Origin of the sequence: Novosphingobium panipatense, from assembly GCF_900182875.1 — a bacterium.
GTDB lineage: Bacteria > Pseudomonadota > Alphaproteobacteria > Sphingomonadales > Sphingomonadaceae > Novosphingobium > Novosphingobium panipatense.
In genome coordinates, this window is sequence record NZ_FXUI01000005.1 from 100701 (window position 1) to 119522 (window position 18822).

Sequence of the window (18822 nt, forward strand, 5' to 3'; positions counted from 1 at the left end):
AGCCGCGTCAAGAAAAGGCCTGAGAGTGGCGATAGGACCGCAGCCTGCCCGGCGCATGGAGCATGAACTTCCGATAGGGAACGACCCGGCATCGGTGCGGCGTCGTATCGAGATGCTTGAGCGGGTGCTGGAGCGGGCGTTTACCGTGCCGGGCATCCGCCGGCAGGTAGGGCTCGACGCGGTCGTGGGCCTCGTGCCCGTGGCGGGCGACCTGATTGCCGCGGCACTGGGCCTCTACCTGGTTTGGGAGGCGCGCAATCTGGGCATGTCGAAGTGGCAACTGGCACGCATGAGCGCCAATGTCGGGTTCGACAGTCTGGTGGGTGCTATACCGATCGCGGGCGATCTGTTCGACTTCGTGTTCCGGTCCAACAGCCGCAACTTAAAGATCATCCGCAAGCATCTGGACAAGCATCACCCGCATACCCGGGTCATCGACGCCTGATCGCGACTGGGCTACGGCAGGATCATGAGACCAGTCAGCCTTGCCCTTCCCCTGCTTGCCCTGCCCTTGCTTGCACTGGGAGCCTGTTCGCAGTCGGACACGGCGCCCGGCCCCGGCGGCGTCACGGTCGGAGAAGCCCGCGCACTCGACGAGGCGGCGGCTATCCTCGATGCACGCCGGCCGCCGACAGAAGATGCCACGCTTTCTGCCCCCACGCCGGCGGAGGCGGCGGACTGATCAGTCGAAGCTGACTTTGCCGCGGCCGGCCTTGACGGAGCCGCGCAGCTTCTTGCCCTTGAGCCGCTGCTCCTTGCCGACACGGTTGAGACGGCTCTTGGCTCGCTTTTCCGGAAGCTTGTGCGCCTCCACCAGAAGCTCTGCCAGCCGTTCGCGCGCGTCCGCCCGGTTGGCTTCCTGAGTCCGGAAGCGGCGGGCGGTGAGAATCAGCTCGCCGCGCGCCGTCATGCGGCTCCCGGCCAATTCCCTGACCCGGGCGAAGACCGGCGGCACCAGACGCAGAGCGTAGATGTCGACACGGAGCTGCACGGCCGTGGCCACCTTGTTGACGTTCTGCCCGCCCGGCCCGGTGGAGGCGATGAAGCTCTCGCTTGCGAGAGCCTGGGCGCGCTCCACTATGTCATCGACCGCGCTCATTCATCCGTGAAGCCAAGGGCGCGGAAATCGGCAGGCATCGGGCTGACGGCGACGATCGGAGGCTTTTCGCCGCCGCGCGGAACGGTCAGACCTGCCGCATGAAGCATCGTGCGGCCGGCTCCGCTCCTGGACCCGTAGACGGGATCGCCCAGGAGCGGAAAGCCGAGCCCGGAGGCGGCGTGCACGCGGATCTGATGTGTCCGGCCCGTCTCGGGGCGGAACTCCACCAGCGTCAGTCCGCCGCGCGCGTCCAGCTTTCGCCAGTGCGTGACGGCCGGCTTGCCCTTGCGCGCAGGGATCATGCGCCAACCGTCCTTTGCCGTGCTGACTTTGGAGAGGTTTAGGGCGATCGTGCCCTCCTCTTCGTTCAGTTCACCTGCGACGATGCCGAGGTAGCGCTTCTCGACCGTGCGCTCCTCGAAAGCGGCGGCGAAGCGCTTGAGCGCCTTTGGGTTGCGGGCCAGAAGGAGGCATCCGGACGTGTCGCGGTCAAGGCGATGGACGGGGAAAGGCTGACGTTGGAAGCCGAGCTTCAGCTCGTCCAGCCGATCTTCGAGGCTTGGTCCACCGGCGCGCGGCTGATCGAGCGGCAGGCCGGCGGGCTTGTCGATGACGAGCGCTTCGCCGTCTTCGAAGAGAATTTCGAGTTCCATGATTCTTTCTTTCGTTGCCCCCTTCGGGAGCAGGTCGCGGCACCGTCGACGCGATGCCGCCGGGAATATCAGGCCACGGCCCCGGCGATCCGCCGGCAGGCCTCGACAAGCCGCGCCTCGTCCGCCGCGAAGCTGATGCGAAAGCCGTCCCGGCCGCAGAATGCCGAGGCGGGGACGACCGCGACGCCATGGTCGAGGAGGTGAAGCGCCAGCTTCGTATCGTCTTCGAACCGCTCCATCAGGGGCGTGGCATCGACCATGCAGTAGAAGGCGCCGTCCGGAGAGGGGGTGGAAAGGCCGGGTATGGCGTTGATCGACGAAACGACGAGGTCGCGCCGGGCGCGGAAGCGCTCGCACCAGTCCACGAGGAATTCCTGCGGACCTTCGAAGGCGGCGACCGCGGCGGCCTGGCTGATCGAGCAGGGATTGCCTGACGAGTGCGACTGCAGCCGTTCCATTGCGGTGATGAGCCATTCTGGCCCCGCCGCGACTCCGATGCGAAAGCCGGTCATTGCGTGGCTCTTGGAGACACCGGAGATAGTCAGGATGCGATCGGCAAGATCCGGGCACAGGTTGGCCAGCGTCGCGTGGGCGCCGCCGGTATAATTGATCGGGGCGTAGATGTCGTCCGACAGGATCATGACGCGCGGGTGGTGCCGCAGCACTTCGCCAATGCCCAGCAAGGTTTCCGCCGGCAGGCAGGCCCCTGTCGGATTGCCGGGGCTGTTGAGCATGAGCCACAGCGTGCGCGGACCGATCTGCGCTTCGAGATCGGCCGGCGTGAACCGGTAGGAATCCTTCGCGTGGGTGCGCAGCGGAACCACCTTGCCACCGGCGAAGCGCACGATTTCAGGATAGCTGACCCACCAGGGGGAGGGCACGATCACTTCGTCCCCCTCGCTGACGGTGGCCGCCATTGCGTGGAAGATCGCCTGCTTGCCGCCGGCGCTGACGGTGACCTGCGAAGGCGACACCGCAATGCCGAGGTCCCGGCCGAAGTGCAGCGCGGCAGCCTGCTTGAGGCGCGAGGTGCCACCCACCGGCGTGTAGCGCGTCTCCCCGCTGTCCAGTGCAGCCTTGGCGGCTTCGAGGACATGCGGCGGGGTCGCGAAATCCGGTTCCCCAACCGACAGCGAGATGATGTCCCGCCCCGCTTCGCGAAGCTGCGTGGCGCGATCGGTCATCGCGGTGGTCTGCGATGGAGCGATGCGGGAGAGAGCGATTGAGATGTGCATCGCCGGGAGTCTTAGATCAGGATCGCTGAAAATGCGAGATCGGCCACTTTAGTCGAGCAGACGCGCAGGCAACAGGCCGCGCACGGCATTGCCGATGAGGAAACCGGCGCTCAGATCGTCCAGCGTGAGGTTCGCTTCCTCGGCGCGGCCGCTGTCCAGCAGCGACCGCCGAAGGATGCCCGGCAGCAGGCCAAGTGCGGCAGGAGGAGTCAGCAGCTTGCCGCCTCGCTCGACGAAGATGCTGGTGAAGCAGCCTTCGGTGACGAGGCCATCGTCCCGCAGCATGATGGCCTCGTCGGCACCGTTGGCGCGCGCGACTTCGAGACCCTTTTCGTAGAAGCCGCGGTCGGTCGTCTTGTGGCGCAGCCGCCAGTCGCCGCTGTCGACCGGCAGGCGCAGGGCCGCGACGATGGCGGGGACAGGCAGAGCGGGGGGCAGGGCGGCCAGTTCCAGCGAGAACGCGCCGCTGCGGCCGACCACGAGCCGCAGCCTGGAGGCAGCGTCCGCATCGAAGCACAGCGCCTGGATGGCATTGCGCACGCCATGACGGTCGAAGCCGAAGCCCAGCGCGGCCGCGCTTGCGGCGATTCGCTCCAGATGCAGTTCCAGCAGCGCGATGCCGTCCTCTGGCGTGAATCGCATCGTCTCGATCAGATCGAAGCTGGCGGGCGATGCGGCCACAGAGGCCGCTGCTCCGGCAACCCGCACTTCCGACTCTCGCACGAAACCCCCTTTGACCAGACACTCCCGCCATTCGGGAAGCGCTTGCGAATCCGCGACTACGGCCGATCCAACCCCTAGGACCGCGCGGCCGCTGCAATCGAGACGCAAGGTGCGAATTGCCACATTGAAGGCGGCATCGCCAGAGGGTTCGAGATAACCGATGCTGCCGCAGTAGGCTTCGCGCGGTGCGCTCTCCACCTGCGCGATCAGTTCCATCGCGCGGATCTTGGGCGCGCCGGTGATGGATCCGCAGGGAAAAAGCGCGCGAAGGAGGTCGACGGCGCCATGATCCTGCGGAAGCCGGGCATGGACGGTGGAGACCATCTGGTGCACCGTCGGATAGCTCTCGACGGCAAAGGGCGCTTCCACGCGTACGCTTCCCGGGACCGCAAGGCGCGAGAGATCGTTGCGCATGAGGTCAAGGATCATCAGGTTCTCGGCCCGGTCTTTCACGCTGGCGGCAAGGTCGGCACGCAGCGCGGCATCCTCAGCCTCGTTGCGCCCCCGCGGACGTGTGCCCTTCATCGGGCGAACCTCGACATTGCGGCCGTGGAGGGTGAAGAACAGTTCCGGGGAGAAACTGAGATGCCACCGGGCGCCGTCGTGGATGACGGCGCCATAGCCGGCGGCGGCGCGAGGACGCAGGGCGGCATAAAGCGCAAGAGGGTCGCCGCTCCAAGGCCCTTCGAGCGGGAATGTGAGGTTGGCCTGGTAGATGTCTCCCGCTTCGATCGCATCACGAATGGCCGCAAACCGCCGCGCATACTCGCCGGTGCTCACCTGAGGCTCGAGCGGGCCTATGGCGGGCGGGGTTGGGCCGGCGGTGGCGCGAAGCCAATGGGGCACCTCCGGCGCGGGTATCGTCTCGTAGCCGTCGAAAGCGCCGAACCACAGCAGCGGACGGCCGGTCTCGACGAGCAGGGGGGCAAGCCGTGGTTCCAGCGCGAGTCCCGCTTCGTACGTCATGTACCCCGCCAGATGCAGGCCCGCTTTCGAGAGTGCCTGAAGACGCTCCAGCGCCGGCAGAACCTCGCTGGCGCGCATCGCCACGACGGTTTCGCGCAAGGCCCGGTACAGGCGCGCATCGACCGCGCCCTCGGAACGGGCGTCATCAAGAAGGACGAAAGGGTGGACCATGGTAGGCGCGGCCCTTAGCCGCAGTCATGGCGGCTGGCAAAACTCCTCTGCAGCGCCTTGTGCGCCAGATGCGCCCCATGTTGCAATCGGGGGCGATGCCCGTACACCCTGGTAGAACAAGCAAACGAGACACCGGGATGAGCGAGGAATGCCTTCGGCTGCGCGGAACCCCTCCGGCACGAGCCGGGGCGAGTGCCTGCGCCCCCCACGCCGGCTACGCTAGCGGGCCGTCAACTCATTGCAGCGGGGGCTGGATGCGCGGGTGAGGGGAAAGGCAGGCCGACGTGGATGGGCGCCTTTCGCGGCGCTGTTTGCAGCCGTTCTGGCCCTGTTCGGCGCGGCGTCCCACACGCGGGCCGATACCCTTCCGCTGGGGCGGCTGGATGATGCCGCCGTGCCCACTGCTTATCGGCTTGACCTTACGGTTGATCCGTCGCGCCCGCGCTTCTCCGGCCATGTCGAGATCGACCTCGTCCTAGCCCGCGAAACGGCTTCCCTCTATCTCCACGGGCGGGGACTTCGGGTCAGCCGCCTGACGGCCCACAGCACGGGGGAAGCGGTGGACGGCCGCTGGGTGCAGCTTGATCCGGTGGGCCTTGCCAGGGCTGAGTTCGCCCGGGCTCTTGGGCCGGGCGCGGTGACGCTGGTCTTCGATTACGACGCGCCCTTCGCGGACGAACCGGCGGGCCTGTTCCGCGTGCAGGTGGACGGGGCATGGTATGCGTGGAGCCAGTTCCAGGCTGTCGATGCGCGTGCGGCCTTTCCCGGCTTCGACCAGCCGGGGTTCAAGACGCCCTTCACGCTCACCCTCCGTACGCCCGACGGCATCACCGCAATCGGGAATGCGCCTGAGCAGGGAGAGCCGACACGCGAGGGCGGGCTGCTCGTCCATCGCTTTGCGCCGACAGTGCCGCTGCCCACGTACCTCGTGGCCGTGATGGCAGGACCTTTCGTCTCCGCCAGCGGTGAGGTGCCGCCGCGGGCGCGGCACCCGGATGCCCTTCCGCTGCGGATCGTTTCCACCGCACCGAACCGGAACCGCCTGTCCTTCGCGCTGGAGGGCTCAAGGGCGATCACGGCGCTGCTGGAGGACTACTTCGGCGAAGCCTTTCCCTTCGCGAAGATGGACCAGGTGACGACGCCAATTCACTCCGGCGCCATGGAGAACGCGGGGGCGGCGCTTTACCGGGACGATCTTCTGGTGCTCGACAACGAAGCGCCGGTCGCGCAGCAGCGCGCATTCGGCCGCGTCGTGGCGCATGAACTGGGACACCAGTGGTTCGGGAACCTCGTCACTCCCGAGTGGTGGGACGACCTCTGGCTGAATGAAAGCTTCGCCAACTGGATCGGCTACCGCATCGCGGACGCCTGGCGGCCGGATCTGGGGATCGCGGGAGACGCGCTCGCGGCGGGGTATGAGGCGATGGAGACCGATTCGCTGATCGCGGGCAGGCCGGTTCGCCAGCCGATCGACGACAGCCGCCGCATCAAGACGGCTTTCGACGCCATGACGTACGGCAAGGGCGGGCACGTCGTGGGCATGGTGGCCGCGTGGCTGGGAGAGGACAGGTTCCGTGAAGGCGTGCGCCATTACCTCGCGGCGCATCGCGGCGGAACTGCGACGAGCGAGGATTTCTTCTTCGCTCTCGCCCAAGTGGCAGGCAACCCGAAGCTCGTTCCCGCCCTGCGCAGCTTCGTCGAACAGAAGGGGGTGCCTCTGCTCGCCCTGCGGCGGGACCGGCAGCGCGTGACGGTGACGCAGCTGCCCTATACCACTGCAGGTGTGGCGCCGCCGGAGACGCTCTGGACGATACCGCTGTGCCTCCGGCGCGGTGCCGTGCGCCGGTGTTTCATCCTGGACCAGCGTACGCAAACCTTCGAGCTTCCGGGAGAGGGCGAGGTGTTCCCGAACGCCGGGGGGACGGGCTACTACCGTTTCGAACTTACCGCAGGGCACTGGAAGAGCCTCATTGCGACGGCTGATGGCCTGCCCGGAGGCGAAGCGCTGGCGCTGGTGGATTCGCTCTATGCATCGATCCGTGCAGGCCGGGGCACCATCAACGAAATGGCGGCATTGCAGCGAAAGCTTATCCGCCATGACGACCCTCATGCAGCGGATGCTCCCGACAAGGCGATGTCGCGTCTGGTGCGGGAGAACATCGTGGGTGCGCAGGGGCGGCGGGGGTTCCGTCAACTGCGGGACCGGCTCTATGGCCCTTTCCTGAAGGAGTATGGCTTCGATCCGCGCTTCGGCGTCTACGCGCGCGAGCCAGCCTCACGAGCGCAGCGGCGGGTGCAGGTGGTCAACGCGCTTGTCGGCGCACGCGGGGGACGCGCCTTGCGCCGTTTGCTCGAAGACGCGGCGGTGGCTTACCTGGCGGGAGACCGCGCCGCGCTGGATCCGACCTGGTTCGATCACGCTTTCGACCTCTACCTCTACGAACGGGACGCTGAGGCGGTGAGAAAGCTGCTCGATCAGGCGCTTGCCTCGGAAGACCCGGTGTTCCGTCCCGCTGCACTGGCGGCGGTGGCGAGGACAGGCTTCCCGAAAATGGCGGCCTGGCTGCTGGAGCTGAAGGATCCGCGCCTGCGCGAAGGCGAACGGCGCGACATCCTGGATGGCGTCATGGCCCGCAGCGCCAGTCGCGAATATGGGTACGACTGGGCTTTGCGGAATGTGAAGCCGCTGTTGGACGCGGCGGATGCGCAAGCGTTTTCGACCCGTCTTCCCCAGATGCTGGGGCGGTTCTGCTCGGTCCCGTGGGCCGAAAGGATCGCCCGGGACTTCGGCCCGGCCTTCGCGGGGACGCCCGGCGTACTGGAACTGGAGCGCGCAGTGGAGCGCGTTCGCAACTGCGGCCTTCTGGACGACATGATGGGCAGCCGCATCGACGAGGAGTTCGCCGCCCTGCGCTAAACCAAGGAGGCGCTTCAGGCCAGCGGAAGTTCCAGCCTTACCGTCAGCCCCTCGACCTCTCCGGCGGGCGAGAGGCGGTTGGCCAGCACCAGCGCACCGCCGTGCTGGTCCGCGATGGCACGTGCGAGGGCGAGGCCCAGCCCGGCCCCGCCGGTGGCCTTGTTGCGGGAGGGATCGCCGCGTGTGAACGGGTTCGTCATCGCGTCGATCTCGTCGTCTGGGATGCCGGGCCCGTCATCGTCGATGCGGATCACCGCGCGCTCGCCGTGCCGCTCAAGCTGCACGCGCGCCTGGCTTCCATAGCGGATGGCATTGTCGATGAGGTTGCGCAGCGCACGACGCAGCCAGGTGGGCCGCAACTCCAGCACGATCCGCTGGGTGTCGGCCAGTTCCACCGGCTCACCCATGTCCTCGTACTCCTCCACCACGGAAGCGACGAGGGCGGAGAGTTCCGTGCGTTCGCGCGGATCGCTCGGGCGTCCGACCCGGGCGAGCGAGAGGATGTCGTCCAGCGTGCGTACGATGTCCTCGATCGTGTGCGCCATCCGCCCGCGCTCTGCGTCGTCCTCCACCGATTCGATGCGCACGCGCAGGGCTGCCAGCGGTGTCTTCAGATCATGGCCGATGGCGCCGAGCATCACGTCCTTCTCGTCAAGCATCGCGACGATCCGCGCTTCCATGGCGTTGTGTGCGACGATGAGGCGTTGCATGTCTTCGGGGCCGGCCGGCGCCAGCTGCCCGGCGGAACCGGGCGCTACGGCGAATTGCTCCACCCGGCGGGTGAGCGCCGCAAGCGGGCGCGTCATCCGCCGCAGGATCAGGGCGACCGCGCCAACCAGGACCAGGTAGATGATCAGGGTCTGGATCACCAGCGTGCGGATCATCCCTCCAAAAGCTTCAGGGCTGCGGACGCGGGCGATCATCCAGTTGGCCTTGCCGGGCTGCTTGACTCCGACGACAAGAAGGTGCCCCGCCATGATCTCGTCCGCCTCGGACGGAGAGATGCGGCCGTTCTGCGCACGCATCTCGATATGGGCGCGGGAAAAAGCGTCCCGTCCGACCACGCGGTGGGCCGCAACGATCTGGGATGCGGGAAAGTCCTGTTCGGCAAAGATGCGCTCAAGCCGCTTGGCGATGTCCGCATCCTGCGTCTCGCCTGGGCGCAAGGGGGAGTGGGCGCTGAACTCCAGCGGAAATCCCCTGAGCGGTGGGCCGGCGAAAGGCGTACGGTCGCGGTCGCCTCCTTCGCGAAGCATCCGGCCAAGCGCTCCTCGGCCGCGCGTCTCGGCGATCAGCCGGAAGGCGACGGAGTTCGTCATCCCGGACTGATAGCCCTCCCGCTGCGCGCGATAGACGAGCAGCGCGCCCAGGCCCTGCACGAGCAGAAGAGCGGCGGCGACCGCCAGCAACATCTGCCCCATCAGGCTGCGCGGCTGCAGCGACGACACGCCTGGAAGCCGCATCAGTCTTCGAGAGCGACGCGGCGAACGTCTGCCGCGAGCATGTAGCCTCCGCCCCACACCGTCTGGATGATCTGCGGATTGCGGCTGTCGACCTCGATCTTGCGCCGAAGGCGGCTGACCTGGTTATCCACGGCGCGGTCGAACAAATGGGCCTCGCGTCCCTGTACCATGTCGAGCAGCCGATCGCGGTTCAGAACCTGTCGGGGATGTTCGAGAAAGGCCATGAGGAGCCGGAATTCGACGGAGGAGATAGCCACTACCGCGCCTTCGGGATCGATCAGGCGCCGCTTCAGCGGGTCGAGGCGCCATTCCTCGAACTCGAACGCCTCGTTCTCGACGGGCGGGGTGGCGCTCCGCGCGGCCCGCCGCAGCACACTGCGGATGCGGGCTACCAGTTCACGCGGCTCGAAGGGCTTCACGACGTAATCGTCGGCCCCGATTTCGAGGCCGACGATACGGTCGGTGGCTTCGCCGCGCGCGGTCAGGAAGATCACCGGGATCTCCTGCGCCTCTACCAGGTGGCGGCAGAACGACAGGCCGTCCTCCCCGGGCATCATGATGTCGAGGAGGACCAGATCGAACCCGTCCTGCGCATCGCGAAGGCGGGTGCGCGCTTCGGCAGCACTGGATGCCTGGACGACCGCGAACCCCTGGCGGACCAGATAGTCGGCCAAGGGTTCACGAAGTGAAGATTCGTCATCGACCAGCAGCAGCCTGGCCGCTGCGGGGGAGGGCGCGGTGTCGTTCATTGAAGCTATCCTGTACTCGCCGCGCCTTCCTGTCAGTTGACCGCCTTCTTGTCAGCCCTCTTCGCCTGCCATTCGGCCCGCATCTTCTCGCGGTGTGCCTGACGCTCTTCCTTGGTGACATTGCCGTCGCGATTTGCGTCCTGGGCATCGAAGCGCTGCAGGGCGGCGGCGGTGAATTCCGCCTGTGACAGGGCGCCGTCCTTGTTGGTGTCGGCCTGCTGCATCATCGTCATGCCGCCGCGCATCCCGCCGGAACCATGATGGCCGCGCTTGTGCTTGCCGCCATGGTGCGGGGCCTGGCCCGCCTCGTTTTGCGACGTGGGGCGGGTCATGCCGGACGCTGGCCGGTCGCCACGATCACGCGAGCGCTCGGCGGTGAATTCGGTCTGCGAGATCGAGCCGTCATCGTTGGTATCGAGGCGATCGAACGCCCGTTCGCGGCCCTGCTGGCGGGCAAGTTCACGGTCCGCCTTGTCCAGCTTGCCGTCCTTGTTAGCGTCGAACTTCGCGAACATCTGCGCCGCAGCGGCCTGTGCCTCAGCGCGGGAGGTGACGCCGTCACCGTTGGCGTCCATGGTAGGTCGCTCCATGCGCGGCTTCTCCGCAGGGGTTTGTGCCTGGGCGCCAGCGACGCCGCCGATGGTCAGAGCCGCAGCCGAAAGGCCGAGCATCAAAGTCTTCATCCTGGTCATCTGTCTTTTCCCGTAATCAAAAAAGGGCGAGAGACGCAGGACCTAAGGAGGAGGGAAGAACTGTCCTGCGGCTCTCTTGTGGTCTTTCTAAACGCACCTTGTCGCGCAGTTGTGCCGGGAGACACGTTTATTGTCGTCAATTGTCACAGTTGGCGCCGGTCATTCATCCCGACGTAAGCAGCGCAAGCCGTTGCAAAAGGCAGATTTCAGCGGGCGGAGAAAGGGCGAAGCTGCGTCACCGTGGCAGCTGCCGGGTGCCCTGGCCAGCGGTGACGAAAAGGGCGCTGGCCCGGCCAAGTATGTTCGCGGTGTGCCAGACACCGGCAGGATTGATGAGGTACTGTCCCGCGCCCAGTGTTTCGGCGTGGATGGCGCCGTCGGGACGCTCCTGTATGACCGTCATCTCGCCCGAGATGCACACGATGAGTTCATCGCCGTGCGGGTGCATCTCCCAGGTATCCCAGTCGGACGAGAAGTCGAAGAGGCTGACGAGACGTCCCTCGCCACCGTCGGCGGCGGTGCGCTTCGCATAGGCCTCGTACCAGTCCGCGGCCACGAAGGGCGGCTGGGCCTCGACCCGGCCGCCGAGGCCCAGGTGGACCGGGCAAGTACGAAGGTCGCGCTCGCCCGTCATGTCACACCGGTGCGCACTGCGCCTCAAGCCAGGCCCTGGCCGCGCCGTCGAGCTGCGGGCCGACGATCTCCAGCACGCGGGCGTGGTAGGCGTTCCACCATGCCACTTCGGCGCGCGTCAGCAGCGTGGTGTCGAGCAGGCGGCGCTCGATCGGGACGTGGGTTAGGGTCTCGAAGCCGTAGTAGGCGCCCTCAGCTCCCTCGATCACCCGTTCCTCGACGAGGACGAGGTTCTCGATGCGGATGCCGTACTCCCCGGTCTTGTAGTAGCCGGGCTCGTTCGAGAGGAACATGCCAGGCAGCAGCGGCTGGTCCGTGCCCGCCTGTCCGCCTGCGGGCTTGCCGATGCGCTGCGGGCCTTCGTGGACCGAAAGGAAGCTGCCGACGCCGTGCCCGGTGCCGTGCGCGTAATCGAGGCCGGCCTGCCACAAGGCGGCACGGGCGAGGATGTCGAGCTGGCTGCCTATTGTGCCGGCCGGGAACACGGCGGTGGCAAGCGCGATGTGCCCTTTCAGCACGCGCGTGAAGCGGTCCTTCACTTCGGCCGGCGGTTCGCCGGGGCCGACCCAGACGGTGCGCGTGATATCGGTCGTGCCATCGGGATACTGGCCGCCCGAATCGACGAGGTATACCGAGTTCGGCTCCAGCGTCCGGTTCGTCTCGTCAGACACGCGGTAGTGGACGACGGCACCGTTCGGGCCTGCGCCCGAGATCGTGTCGAACGAGAGGTCGCGCAGGTCACCCGCTTCCTGGCGGCACGCCTGCAGCTTGTCAGCGGCGGACATTTCCGTGACGGTGCCGTTCGGCGCTTCCACCGAAAGCCAGTGAAGGAAGCGTGAGACAGCGGCGCCGTCCCGCGACTGGGCCGCGCGATGACCGGCCTGCTCGACCGGGTTCTTCACCGCCTTGGGGAGCACGGTAGGGTCGCGTTCCTCGACGATCGAGGCACCGGCCCGAGCCAGTTCCTTGAAGATGGCGTCCACGGCACGTTCCGGATCCACGGCCACACGCTTCCCGGCGAGTTCGCGCAGACCGTCGACGAAGGCGGCGCGTTCGCGGATGGTCACTGCGTTTCCGAGGTGGCGGCGCAGTTCATCGGTGACCTTCTCGCCCGCGATGAACAGGTCGGCGGTGCCATCCGCCCGCGCGATCACGTACGACAGCGCGACCGGGGTGCGCTCCACATCGGTGCCGCGAATGTTGAGCAGCCAGGCAATCGAATCGAGGGCAGTGATGACTGTGGCCTCAAGCCCGCGAGAGGTGAGCCACGCGGAAACCGCCGCGCGTTTGGTCTGGCTGCTCTCGCCCGTGAAGGCATCGGGGTGAACCATCGCCGGGGCTGCCGAAGGCGAGGGCTGGTCGTGCCAGACGGCGTCGATCGGATTGCCCTCTACGGCAAGGAGCGCGCCGCCCCTGGAAGCCAGCGCCTGTTCCACGGCCTGCACCCACTTGGAGCCGTGCAGCCAGGCATCGTACCCGATGCGGGCACCCTCCGGCGCATGCTCGGCGAGCCAGGCGGCGACGCTCGTGGCCGGCACGTTCGCGTATGCGTAACGGGTCCCGTCCACCTGGTCGCGGACTTGCAGGGTATAGCGTCCGTCGACGAGCATGGCCGCGGCAGGAGACAGCGTCGAGTCCGTCAGCACGACGGCCGTGCCGGCCGAGCCGTTGAAGCCGGTCAGCCATTCAAGCCGCTGGGCATAGTGACCGACGTATTCGCTCATGTGCTCATCGGAGATGGGGATCACGAATCCATCGAGGCCGCGCGCGGCAAGTTCCTTGCGCAGGGCATCCAGACGGGCTTCATGGGTATTCATCAACATGTCATCAGGTATCCGGCTTTCGGGGCAATCGTTGCAGCATAGGCCCAGTCGCACCGAAGGGAAAGCGAGGGGTTCTCCGCCCGTCATCAGGGGTGGGGCCAGTGGCGGCGCAGGGGCTCGCCCGGAGGCAGGATTTTTTTCGCACGCCTTCAACTCGGCCGCGACAGACTCTAGATGGTTGGCATGGCAGACCTCATCCAGACCCTGATCGGTCCTCCGCGCGCGGCGAAGAAGCCGCATTCCTTCACCCGCCACGGCATCACAGTCAGCGACGACTACGCCTGGCTGCGCGATCCGGGCTATCCCGAGGTGAAGGACAAGGAGGTGCTGGAACACCTCGAGGCCGAGAACCGCTGGTTCGAATCCCGCATGGACCAGCACAAGGGCCGGATCGACGCCTTGTTCAAGGAGATGCGCGCGCGCATCAAGGAAGCCGACAACTCGGTTCCCCAGAAGGACGGTGACTGGCTCTACTGGATCGAGTTCGAGGACGGCGCCGAATACAAGAAGTGGTGGCGTCGCCCGGTTGCGGGTGGCCCGGATGAACTGATCCTCGACGAAGTGGCGCTTGCGCGGGGCAAGGAATACTTCCGCCTCGGGGCCATCTCGACCAGCGCCAACGGCAAGCTGCTGGCCTATGCCTACGACGACAACGGGTCGGAACGCTTCACCGCGCGCATCAAGAACCTGGAGACCGGCGAACTGCTGCCCGACGAGATCCCGGGAACACTGTCCGCGCTGGTCTGGGTCGCGCAGGACAGGGGCCTGGTCTACTCGCTCGCCAACGAGCAGTGGCGCACGGATAACGCGCGCCTGCACTGGCTGGGTGAGCCGATCGAGAAGGATGTCGAGCTTTACCACGAGGACGACGAGGGCTTCCGCGTCGGCTCGTCGCTTTCCTCGAACGAAAAGTGGCTGCTGATCGGCTCCAGCGACCATGAAACCAGCGAGTGCCGCATGGTCCCGGCGGACGACCCGCTGGGCGAGCAGATCCTGGTGAAGCCCCGCGCCAAGGGCGTGGAGTACGATGTGGATGAGCGCGAGGGCGTGCTCTACATCCACACCAACGACACGCACGAGAACTTCCGCCTGGCCACCGCGCCGCTGGAGAGCCCGGGGGAGTGGACTACGCTTATCGAGGGCACCGACGCCTTCTATCTCACCGGCGTCGATCTGTTCCGCGACTTTTACGTGATCGAGGGCCGCCGTGCCGGGCTCGACCAGATCGAGGTGGGCTACTACGACGATCCCGCGCGCGTGGAGCCGATCACGTTTCCGGAGGCCAGCTACTCGGCGGGGCTTTCCAACAACCCCGAGTGGCACATGACGACGCTGCGCCTGTCGTACGAATCGATGGTCGCGCCCTCTTCGGTGCTCGATTACGACGTGGCGACGCGCAGCCTGACAACCCTGAAGGTTCAGGAAATTCCCTCGGGCTACGATGCCTCGCTCTATGCTACGGAAAGACTGGAGATCACCGCGCGCGACGGCACTGCGATTCCGGTCTCGGTCGTTTACCGCAAGGACCGGACGGGCGCGGGGCCGCTCCACCTCTATGGGTATGGCGCCTATGGCATCAGCATCGATCCGGGCTTCTCGACCTCGCGCCTCAGCCTCGTCGATCGGGGCTTCGCCTACGCCATTGCGCATATCCGCGGCGGCGACGATCTCGGGCGCGCCTGGTACAAGGCGGGCAAGCTCGAGCGCCGGACCAACACCTTCAATGACTTCGTCGACGTGGCTCGGGGGCTGATCGATCGCGGATTCACGGCTCCGGGCAGGATCAGCATTTCCGGAGGATCGGCGGGCGGCGAACTGATGGGCGCGGTCATCAACTCGGATCCCGACCTGTTCGGCGCTGTGGTGGCGCACGTGCCCTTCGTCGACGTGCTCAACACGATGCTGGATGACAGCTTGCCCCTCACGCCGGGCGAATGGCCTGAATGGGGCAATCCGATCAAGGACAAGGCCGCGTTCGAACTCATCCGGAGCTACAGCCCCTATGATCAGGTGAAGGCGCAGGCCTATCCGCCGCTCATGGTCACGGCGGGCCTGAACGATCCGCGCGTGACGTACTGGGAGCCGGCGAAATGGGTCGCGAAGCTGCGTGAGCTGAAGACGGACGGCAACGAGCTGATCCTCAAGACCAACATGGGCGCGGGGCACGGCGGCAAGTCGGGCCGGTTCGAGAGCCTGAAGGAAACGGCGGAGGAGTTCGCCTTCATTCTCTGGCAGCTGGGTGTGGAGGATTGACCTTCCGGCTCACCTTTACGGCGCAGCCGCAGGACATCGATGTCATGGGGCACGTCAACAACGCCGTCTGGGTGCAATGGATGGAAGCGATGGCCACCGCGCATTGGGAGGCCGTCGCTTCGCCGGAGCATCAGGCGAAGTATGCCTGGGTCGTGACCCGCCACGAGATCGACTATCGCGGGAACATCCGCGAGGGGGAGAGCGTGACGGGCGAGACCTTCATCCCCGAAGGCCCGAGCGGCGCGCGGTTCGACCGTCGTGTCGATTTCCGCAACGCTGACGGCAAGGTAATCGTTGCCGCACGCACGACCTGGGCGATGATCGACATCGCCACCGGCCGCCTGATGCGGGTGCCTGCCGAAGTGGCGGCACCCTTCATCGCCTGAGCCGGAGAGCCCGGCTCAGGCGGGAAGCGGAGCTCAGATAACGGCGCTCACCGGCACATGATCGTAGCCGAGTTCGCGGGCGACGGCTTCATACGTCACCTTTCCGGCATGGACGTTGAGGCCGTTGGCCAGGTGCGGGTCAGCCTTCAGGGCAGCCTTCCAGCCCTTGTTCGCGATCTCCAGCGCGTGCGGCAGCGTCACGTTGTTGAGAGCGTAAGTGCTGGTCCGGGCGACGGCGCCGGGCATGTTGGCCACGCAGTAGTGGACGATGCCGTCGACGGTGTAGGTCGGGTTCTCGTGCGTGGTGGCGCGACTGGTCTCGAAGCAGCCGCCCTGGTCGATGGCGACGTCCACCAGGACCGCGCCCGGCTTCATGCAGGACAGCATCTCGCGCGTGACGAGCTTGGGCGCCGCCGCGCCGGGCACCAGCACGGCGCCGATCACCAGCTCTGCCTCGCACAGCATCTGGCGAATGTTGCTGCTGTTCGCGAAGCGCGTCTTGGCGCGGCTTTCGAAGTGGATGCCAAGGCGCTCCAGAACCTCGGGGCTGCGATCGAGGATCGTCACGTCGGCACCGAGACCTACGGCCATCTGCGCCGCGTTGAACCCCACGACGCCGCCGCCAAGGACCATTACGCGCGCGGGAAGCACGCCCGGGACGCCGCCCAGCAGGACGCCGCGGCCGCCGTTGGCTTTTTCAAGGGCCGTCGCGCCCGCCTGGATCGACATGCGACCCGCCACCTGGCTCATCGGCTTGAGCAGGGGGAGCGAACCGCCCGTACCGGTGACCGTCTCGTAGGCAATGGCGGTGACGCCGGAGGCCACGAGATCGGCCGTCTGCTCCGGATCGGGAGCGAGGTGGAGATAGGTGTAGAGGATCTGGCCTTCGCGCAGCATGGCGCGTTCGCCGGCCTGCGGCTCCTTGACCTTCACCACCATCTCGCACTCGGCGAAGATTTCGGCTGCCGTGGCGACGATCTTCGCTCCGGCGTCGGCGTAGTCAGCGTCGGTGGCACCGATGCCAAGGCCGGCGCCAGCCTCGACCCAGACTTCGTGGCCGTTTGCGACAAGCTCGCGGGCGCTTTCGGGCGTCAGTCCGACCCGATACTCGTGGTTCTTGATTTCCTTGACGGTGCCGACGCGCATCGCATCTCTCCTGGCCTAATCTGATCGTCTAAAATAGACACCAAGCGCGGAAAGTTTCAACTGATTGTAAGGACTGTGCGCAGGGCTGCATCTTTCATCCTCAATCCTCCTCCTTTTTCCGGCGTGAGCGCCGGCGGGGCTGCGTGATGATGTGTTCACGCGCCGCCTCGATGTCGCCCGTCTCGTACTGCAGGGTCAGGCGTTCCTTGTCGCTCTTGCGATAGATCTTCTCCGCACGGTCGATATCGGCCAATCCCATATCGAGGCCCTTCAGCGCCCGGCGCGCAAGGACGACGGCCGATTCCAGAACCTCGCGCGAGAGGGAGGCGAGCGGCGCATCCTTGAGGCGGACGAGTGCGCGGCGATCAAATACGCGGGCATGGATCTGCGCATCCGGAAACGCCTGATGCACAGCCTGGAGAAAGGCCTCGGTCAGTTGGTCGCCATCGATGCAGAAGACGATCAGTTCCGCGTCTGCCGCGCCGGCCTGACGCAGAAGATCGACGCGGGTACCGTCACCGAACCATACCTGCGCACCGAAACTGCGGGCGACGTCGATCATTTCGATGTCCGTATCGATGAGCGTCACCTCGATGTCCGCGGCGATCAGCATCTGGGCCACGGTCTGCCCGAAGCGGCCGTAGCCCACGATGATCGCCTTGGCGCCGTCCGCGTCCGGGCCGTCGCGCACTTCTTTCCTGCCCTCCGGCCGCTCCCGGATGCCGCGCGTCGCCATCATCAGGAAGGGTGTCGTCACCATGGAAAGCGTGACGATCGCACTGAACAGGCTGGTCGCCTCGGCGCTGATCAGCATGGCCGTGCTGGCCTGTGCGAACAGCACGAAGGCAAACTCACCACCCTGGCTGAGCAGGAGTCCAAGAGCCAGCGCGCTGCGCCACTCCATGCGGAAGGCGAGTCCCAGGAGAAAGATGATGCCGCTTTTGACAGCGATCAGAGCCAGAGCCATGGCGACCACGAAAAGCGGGCGCTCGGCGATGGCTGACAGGTCAAGCAGCATGCCCACCGACATGAAGAAGAGGCCCAGCAGGATCGCGCGGAACGGTTCGACGTCCGCTTCGAGTTCATGGCGGTAGGGCGAATCCGCCAGCATGACCCCGGCGATGAAGGCGCCCAGTGCCGTCGAGAGGCCGAGCGCCTGCATCAGCGCGCCCGAAGCCATCACGGTGAACAGGGCAGCGAAGACGAACATCTCGCGCTCGCCCAGGTTGCCGATCAGGCGGAACACCGGGCGGATGACGAAGCGGCCGGCAAGGATCAGGCCGATGATCGCGGCTATGGTCTCCAGCCCCAGCAGCCATCCCGGCGGACCCTCCGGTAGGGCGGGGTTGCGGTTCATGGCGGCGATAATCGTGATCAGGGGGATGATCGACAGGTCCTGGAACAGCAGGACGGCGAAGGACCGTTCACCGAAAGACGTGTGAAGGCGCCCTGCGCTCTGAAGCATGGGGAGGACCTGTGCGGTCGACGAAAGGCCGAGCGGCAGGCCCAGCGCCAGTGACGCTTCGGGGCTGAAACCCGTGAAGACATAGATGACGCCGCTGATCGCCAGTCCGCAAAGCACGACCTGGAGCAGGCCGAGCCCGAAGATTTCATGACGCATCCGCCAGAGCCGCCCCGGCGCGAGTTCAAGGCCGACGATGAACAGAAGCAAGGTGATCCCCAGTTCCGCGAAGCCCATCTTGCTTTCGGGATCACCGACGAGGTTCAGGACGTAGGGGCCGAGGACGGCACCCGTGGCAAGGAAGCCCAGCGTCGCGCCGAGGCCGAGGCGCCGGAAAAGCAGAACAAAGCCGAGCGCCGTTCCGAGGAGAAGGAACCCGTCCCGCAGGAGGAATGCTTGAGCGTGTTCTTCCATCGAAGCCTTTTTCAGTTCAGCAGGAGCAAGGTGCCCT

At 66.4% G+C, this 18822-nt stretch carries 16 protein-coding genes; 5 read left to right on the forward strand and 11 right to left on the reverse strand.

The window, feature by feature from the left end:
* Window positions 1–55 precede the first annotated feature (55 nt).
* Complete coding sequence (locus QOL62_RS09940; protein WP_103728009.1) at window positions 56–445, forward strand: DUF4112 domain-containing protein; 390 nt, start codon at window positions 56–58, stop codon at window positions 443–445.
* A 24-nt stretch (window positions 446–469) separates the two neighbouring features.
* Window positions 470–682: a hypothetical protein gene (locus tag QOL62_RS09945; protein ID WP_103728010.1), complete on the forward strand. Its 213-nt coding sequence runs from the start codon at window positions 470–472 to the stop codon at window positions 680–682.
* On the opposite strand, the gene arfB is transcribed toward QOL62_RS09945, so the two are convergent.
* From arfB to pabB, 4 genes are all read right to left on the reverse strand, one after another.
* Window positions 683–1099 carry an alternative ribosome rescue aminoacyl-tRNA hydrolase ArfB gene (arfB, locus tag QOL62_RS09950; RefSeq protein WP_283406113.1) on the reverse strand — a complete coding sequence of 139 codons (417 nt, stop codon included), beginning with the start codon at window positions 1097–1099 and terminating at the stop codon, window positions 683–685.
* Window positions 1096–1752, reverse strand: a complete 657-nt coding sequence (locus QOL62_RS09955; RefSeq protein WP_199183761.1) for an RluA family pseudouridine synthase — start codon at window positions 1750–1752, stop codon at window positions 1096–1098. Before QOL62_RS09955 ends, arfB begins: the two co-directional genes overlap by 4 nt.
* Before the next feature lie 68 nt (window positions 1753–1820).
* On the reverse strand, window positions 1821–2987 hold the full coding sequence (locus QOL62_RS09960; protein ID WP_283406114.1) for a pyridoxal phosphate-dependent aminotransferase: 1167 nt from the start codon (window positions 2985–2987) through the stop codon (window positions 1821–1823).
* A 48-nt stretch (window positions 2988–3035) separates the two neighbouring features.
* A complete protein-coding gene (gene pabB, locus QOL62_RS09965) occupies window positions 3036–4847 on the reverse strand; it encodes an aminodeoxychorismate synthase component I (protein WP_283406115.1) in 1812 nt (603 codons plus the stop codon).
* Window positions 4848–5109: 262 nt separating this feature from the next.
* Between pabB and QOL62_RS09970 the strand changes: the two genes are divergently transcribed.
* A complete protein-coding gene (locus QOL62_RS09970; protein ID WP_283406116.1) occupies window positions 5110–7764 on the forward strand; it encodes a M1 family metallopeptidase in 2655 nt (884 codons plus the stop codon).
* A 14-nt stretch (window positions 7765–7778) separates the two neighbouring features.
* Here the strand turns inward: QOL62_RS09970 and QOL62_RS09975 are convergent, their stop codons facing one another.
* The 5 genes from QOL62_RS09975 to QOL62_RS09995 form a co-directional block, all read right to left on the reverse strand.
* Complete coding sequence (locus QOL62_RS09975; RefSeq protein WP_103728014.1) at window positions 7779–9227, reverse strand: sensor histidine kinase; 1449 nt, start codon at window positions 9225–9227, stop codon at window positions 7779–7781.
* A complete protein-coding gene (locus QOL62_RS09980; protein ID WP_283406117.1) occupies window positions 9227–9976 on the reverse strand; it encodes a response regulator in 750 nt (249 codons plus the stop codon). The genes QOL62_RS09975 and QOL62_RS09980 overlap by 1 nt, the downstream gene beginning before the upstream one ends.
* A 32-nt stretch (window positions 9977–10008) precedes the next feature.
* Window positions 10009–10668: an EF-hand domain-containing protein gene (locus QOL62_RS09985; RefSeq protein ID WP_283406118.1), complete on the reverse strand. Its 660-nt coding sequence runs from the start codon at window positions 10666–10668 to the stop codon at window positions 10009–10011.
* Between the two features lie 235 nt (window positions 10669–10903).
* The gene (locus tag QOL62_RS09990; RefSeq protein WP_283406119.1) at window positions 10904–11302 is read right to left on the reverse strand and encodes a cupin domain-containing protein; all 399 of its coding nucleotides are present in this window, start codon (window positions 11300–11302) and stop codon (window positions 10904–10906) included.
* A gap of 1 nt (window position 11303) precedes the next feature.
* Entirely contained in the window at window positions 11304–13124 is a 1821-nt protein-coding gene (locus tag QOL62_RS09995; RefSeq protein ID WP_283406120.1) for an aminopeptidase P family protein, read from the reverse strand.
* Window positions 13125–13307: 183 nt separating this feature from the next.
* Between QOL62_RS09995 and QOL62_RS10000 the strand changes: the two genes are divergently transcribed.
* Window positions 13308–15377 carry a S9 family peptidase gene (locus QOL62_RS10000; protein WP_379511600.1) on the forward strand — a complete coding sequence of 690 codons (2070 nt, stop codon included), beginning with the start codon at window positions 13308–13310 and terminating at the stop codon, window positions 15375–15377.
* The gene (locus tag QOL62_RS10005) at window positions 15374–15763 is read left to right on the forward strand and encodes an acyl-CoA thioesterase (protein ID WP_146049611.1); all 390 of its coding nucleotides are present in this window, start codon (window positions 15374–15376) and stop codon (window positions 15761–15763) included. The genes QOL62_RS10000 and QOL62_RS10005 overlap by 4 nt, the downstream gene beginning before the upstream one ends.
* Window positions 15764–15796: 33 nt before the next feature.
* On the opposite strand, the gene ald is transcribed toward QOL62_RS10005, so the two are convergent.
* Window positions 15797–16909 carry an alanine dehydrogenase gene (gene ald / locus QOL62_RS10010; protein ID WP_283406122.1) on the reverse strand — a complete coding sequence of 371 codons (1113 nt, stop codon included), beginning with the start codon at window positions 16907–16909 and terminating at the stop codon, window positions 15797–15799.
* Between the two features lie 100 nt (window positions 16910–17009).
* On the reverse strand, window positions 17010–18785 hold the full coding sequence (locus QOL62_RS10015; protein WP_283406123.1) for a cation:proton antiporter domain-containing protein: 1776 nt from the start codon (window positions 18783–18785) through the stop codon (window positions 17010–17012).
* Between the last annotated feature and the right edge of the window lie 37 nt (window positions 18786–18822).

Excerpts from the sequence above, each read along its gene's own strand:
- QOL62_RS10000 (WP_379511600.1), top strand. The coding sequence starts at position 13,308 with ATGGCAGACCTCATCCAGACCCTGATCGGTCCTCCGCGCGCGGCGAAG.
- QOL62_RS09960 (WP_283406114.1), bottom strand. The coding sequence starts at position 2,987 with ATGCACATCTCAATCGCTCTCTCCCGCATCGCTCCATCGCAGACCACC.
- QOL62_RS10015 (WP_283406123.1), bottom strand. The coding sequence starts at position 18,785 with ATGGAAGAACACGCTCAAGCATTCCTCCTGCGGGACGGGTTCCTTCTC.
- ald (WP_283406122.1), bottom strand. The coding sequence starts at position 16,909 with ATGCGCGTCGGCACCGTCAAGGAAATCAAGAACCACGAGTATCGGGTC.
- QOL62_RS09980 (WP_283406117.1), bottom strand. The coding sequence starts at position 9,976 with ATGAACGACACCGCGCCCTCCCCCGCAGCGGCCAGGCTGCTGCTGGTC.
- QOL62_RS09975 (WP_103728014.1), bottom strand. The coding sequence starts at position 9,227 with ATGCGGCTTCCAGGCGTGTCGTCGCTGCAGCCGCGCAGCCTGATGGGG.
- QOL62_RS09985 (WP_283406118.1), bottom strand. The coding sequence starts at position 10,668 with ATGACCAGGATGAAGACTTTGATGCTCGGCCTTTCGGCTGCGGCTCTG.
- pabB (WP_283406115.1), bottom strand. The coding sequence starts at position 4,847 with ATGGTCCACCCTTTCGTCCTTCTTGATGACGCCCGTTCCGAGGGCGCG.
- QOL62_RS09940 (WP_103728009.1), top strand. The coding sequence starts at position 56 with ATGGAGCATGAACTTCCGATAGGGAACGACCCGGCATCGGTGCGGCGT.
- arfB (WP_283406113.1), bottom strand. The coding sequence starts at position 1,099 with ATGAGCGCGGTCGATGACATAGTGGAGCGCGCCCAGGCTCTCGCAAGC.
- QOL62_RS09955 (WP_199183761.1), bottom strand. The coding sequence starts at position 1,752 with ATGGAACTCGAAATTCTCTTCGAAGACGGCGAAGCGCTCGTCATCGAC.
- QOL62_RS09995 (WP_283406120.1), bottom strand. The coding sequence starts at position 13,124 with ATGTTGATGAATACCCATGAAGCCCGTCTGGATGCCCTGCGCAAGGAA.
- QOL62_RS09945 (WP_103728010.1), top strand. The coding sequence starts at position 470 with ATGAGACCAGTCAGCCTTGCCCTTCCCCTGCTTGCCCTGCCCTTGCTT.
- QOL62_RS09990 (WP_283406119.1), bottom strand. The coding sequence starts at position 11,302 with ATGACGGGCGAGCGCGACCTTCGTACTTGCCCGGTCCACCTGGGCCTC.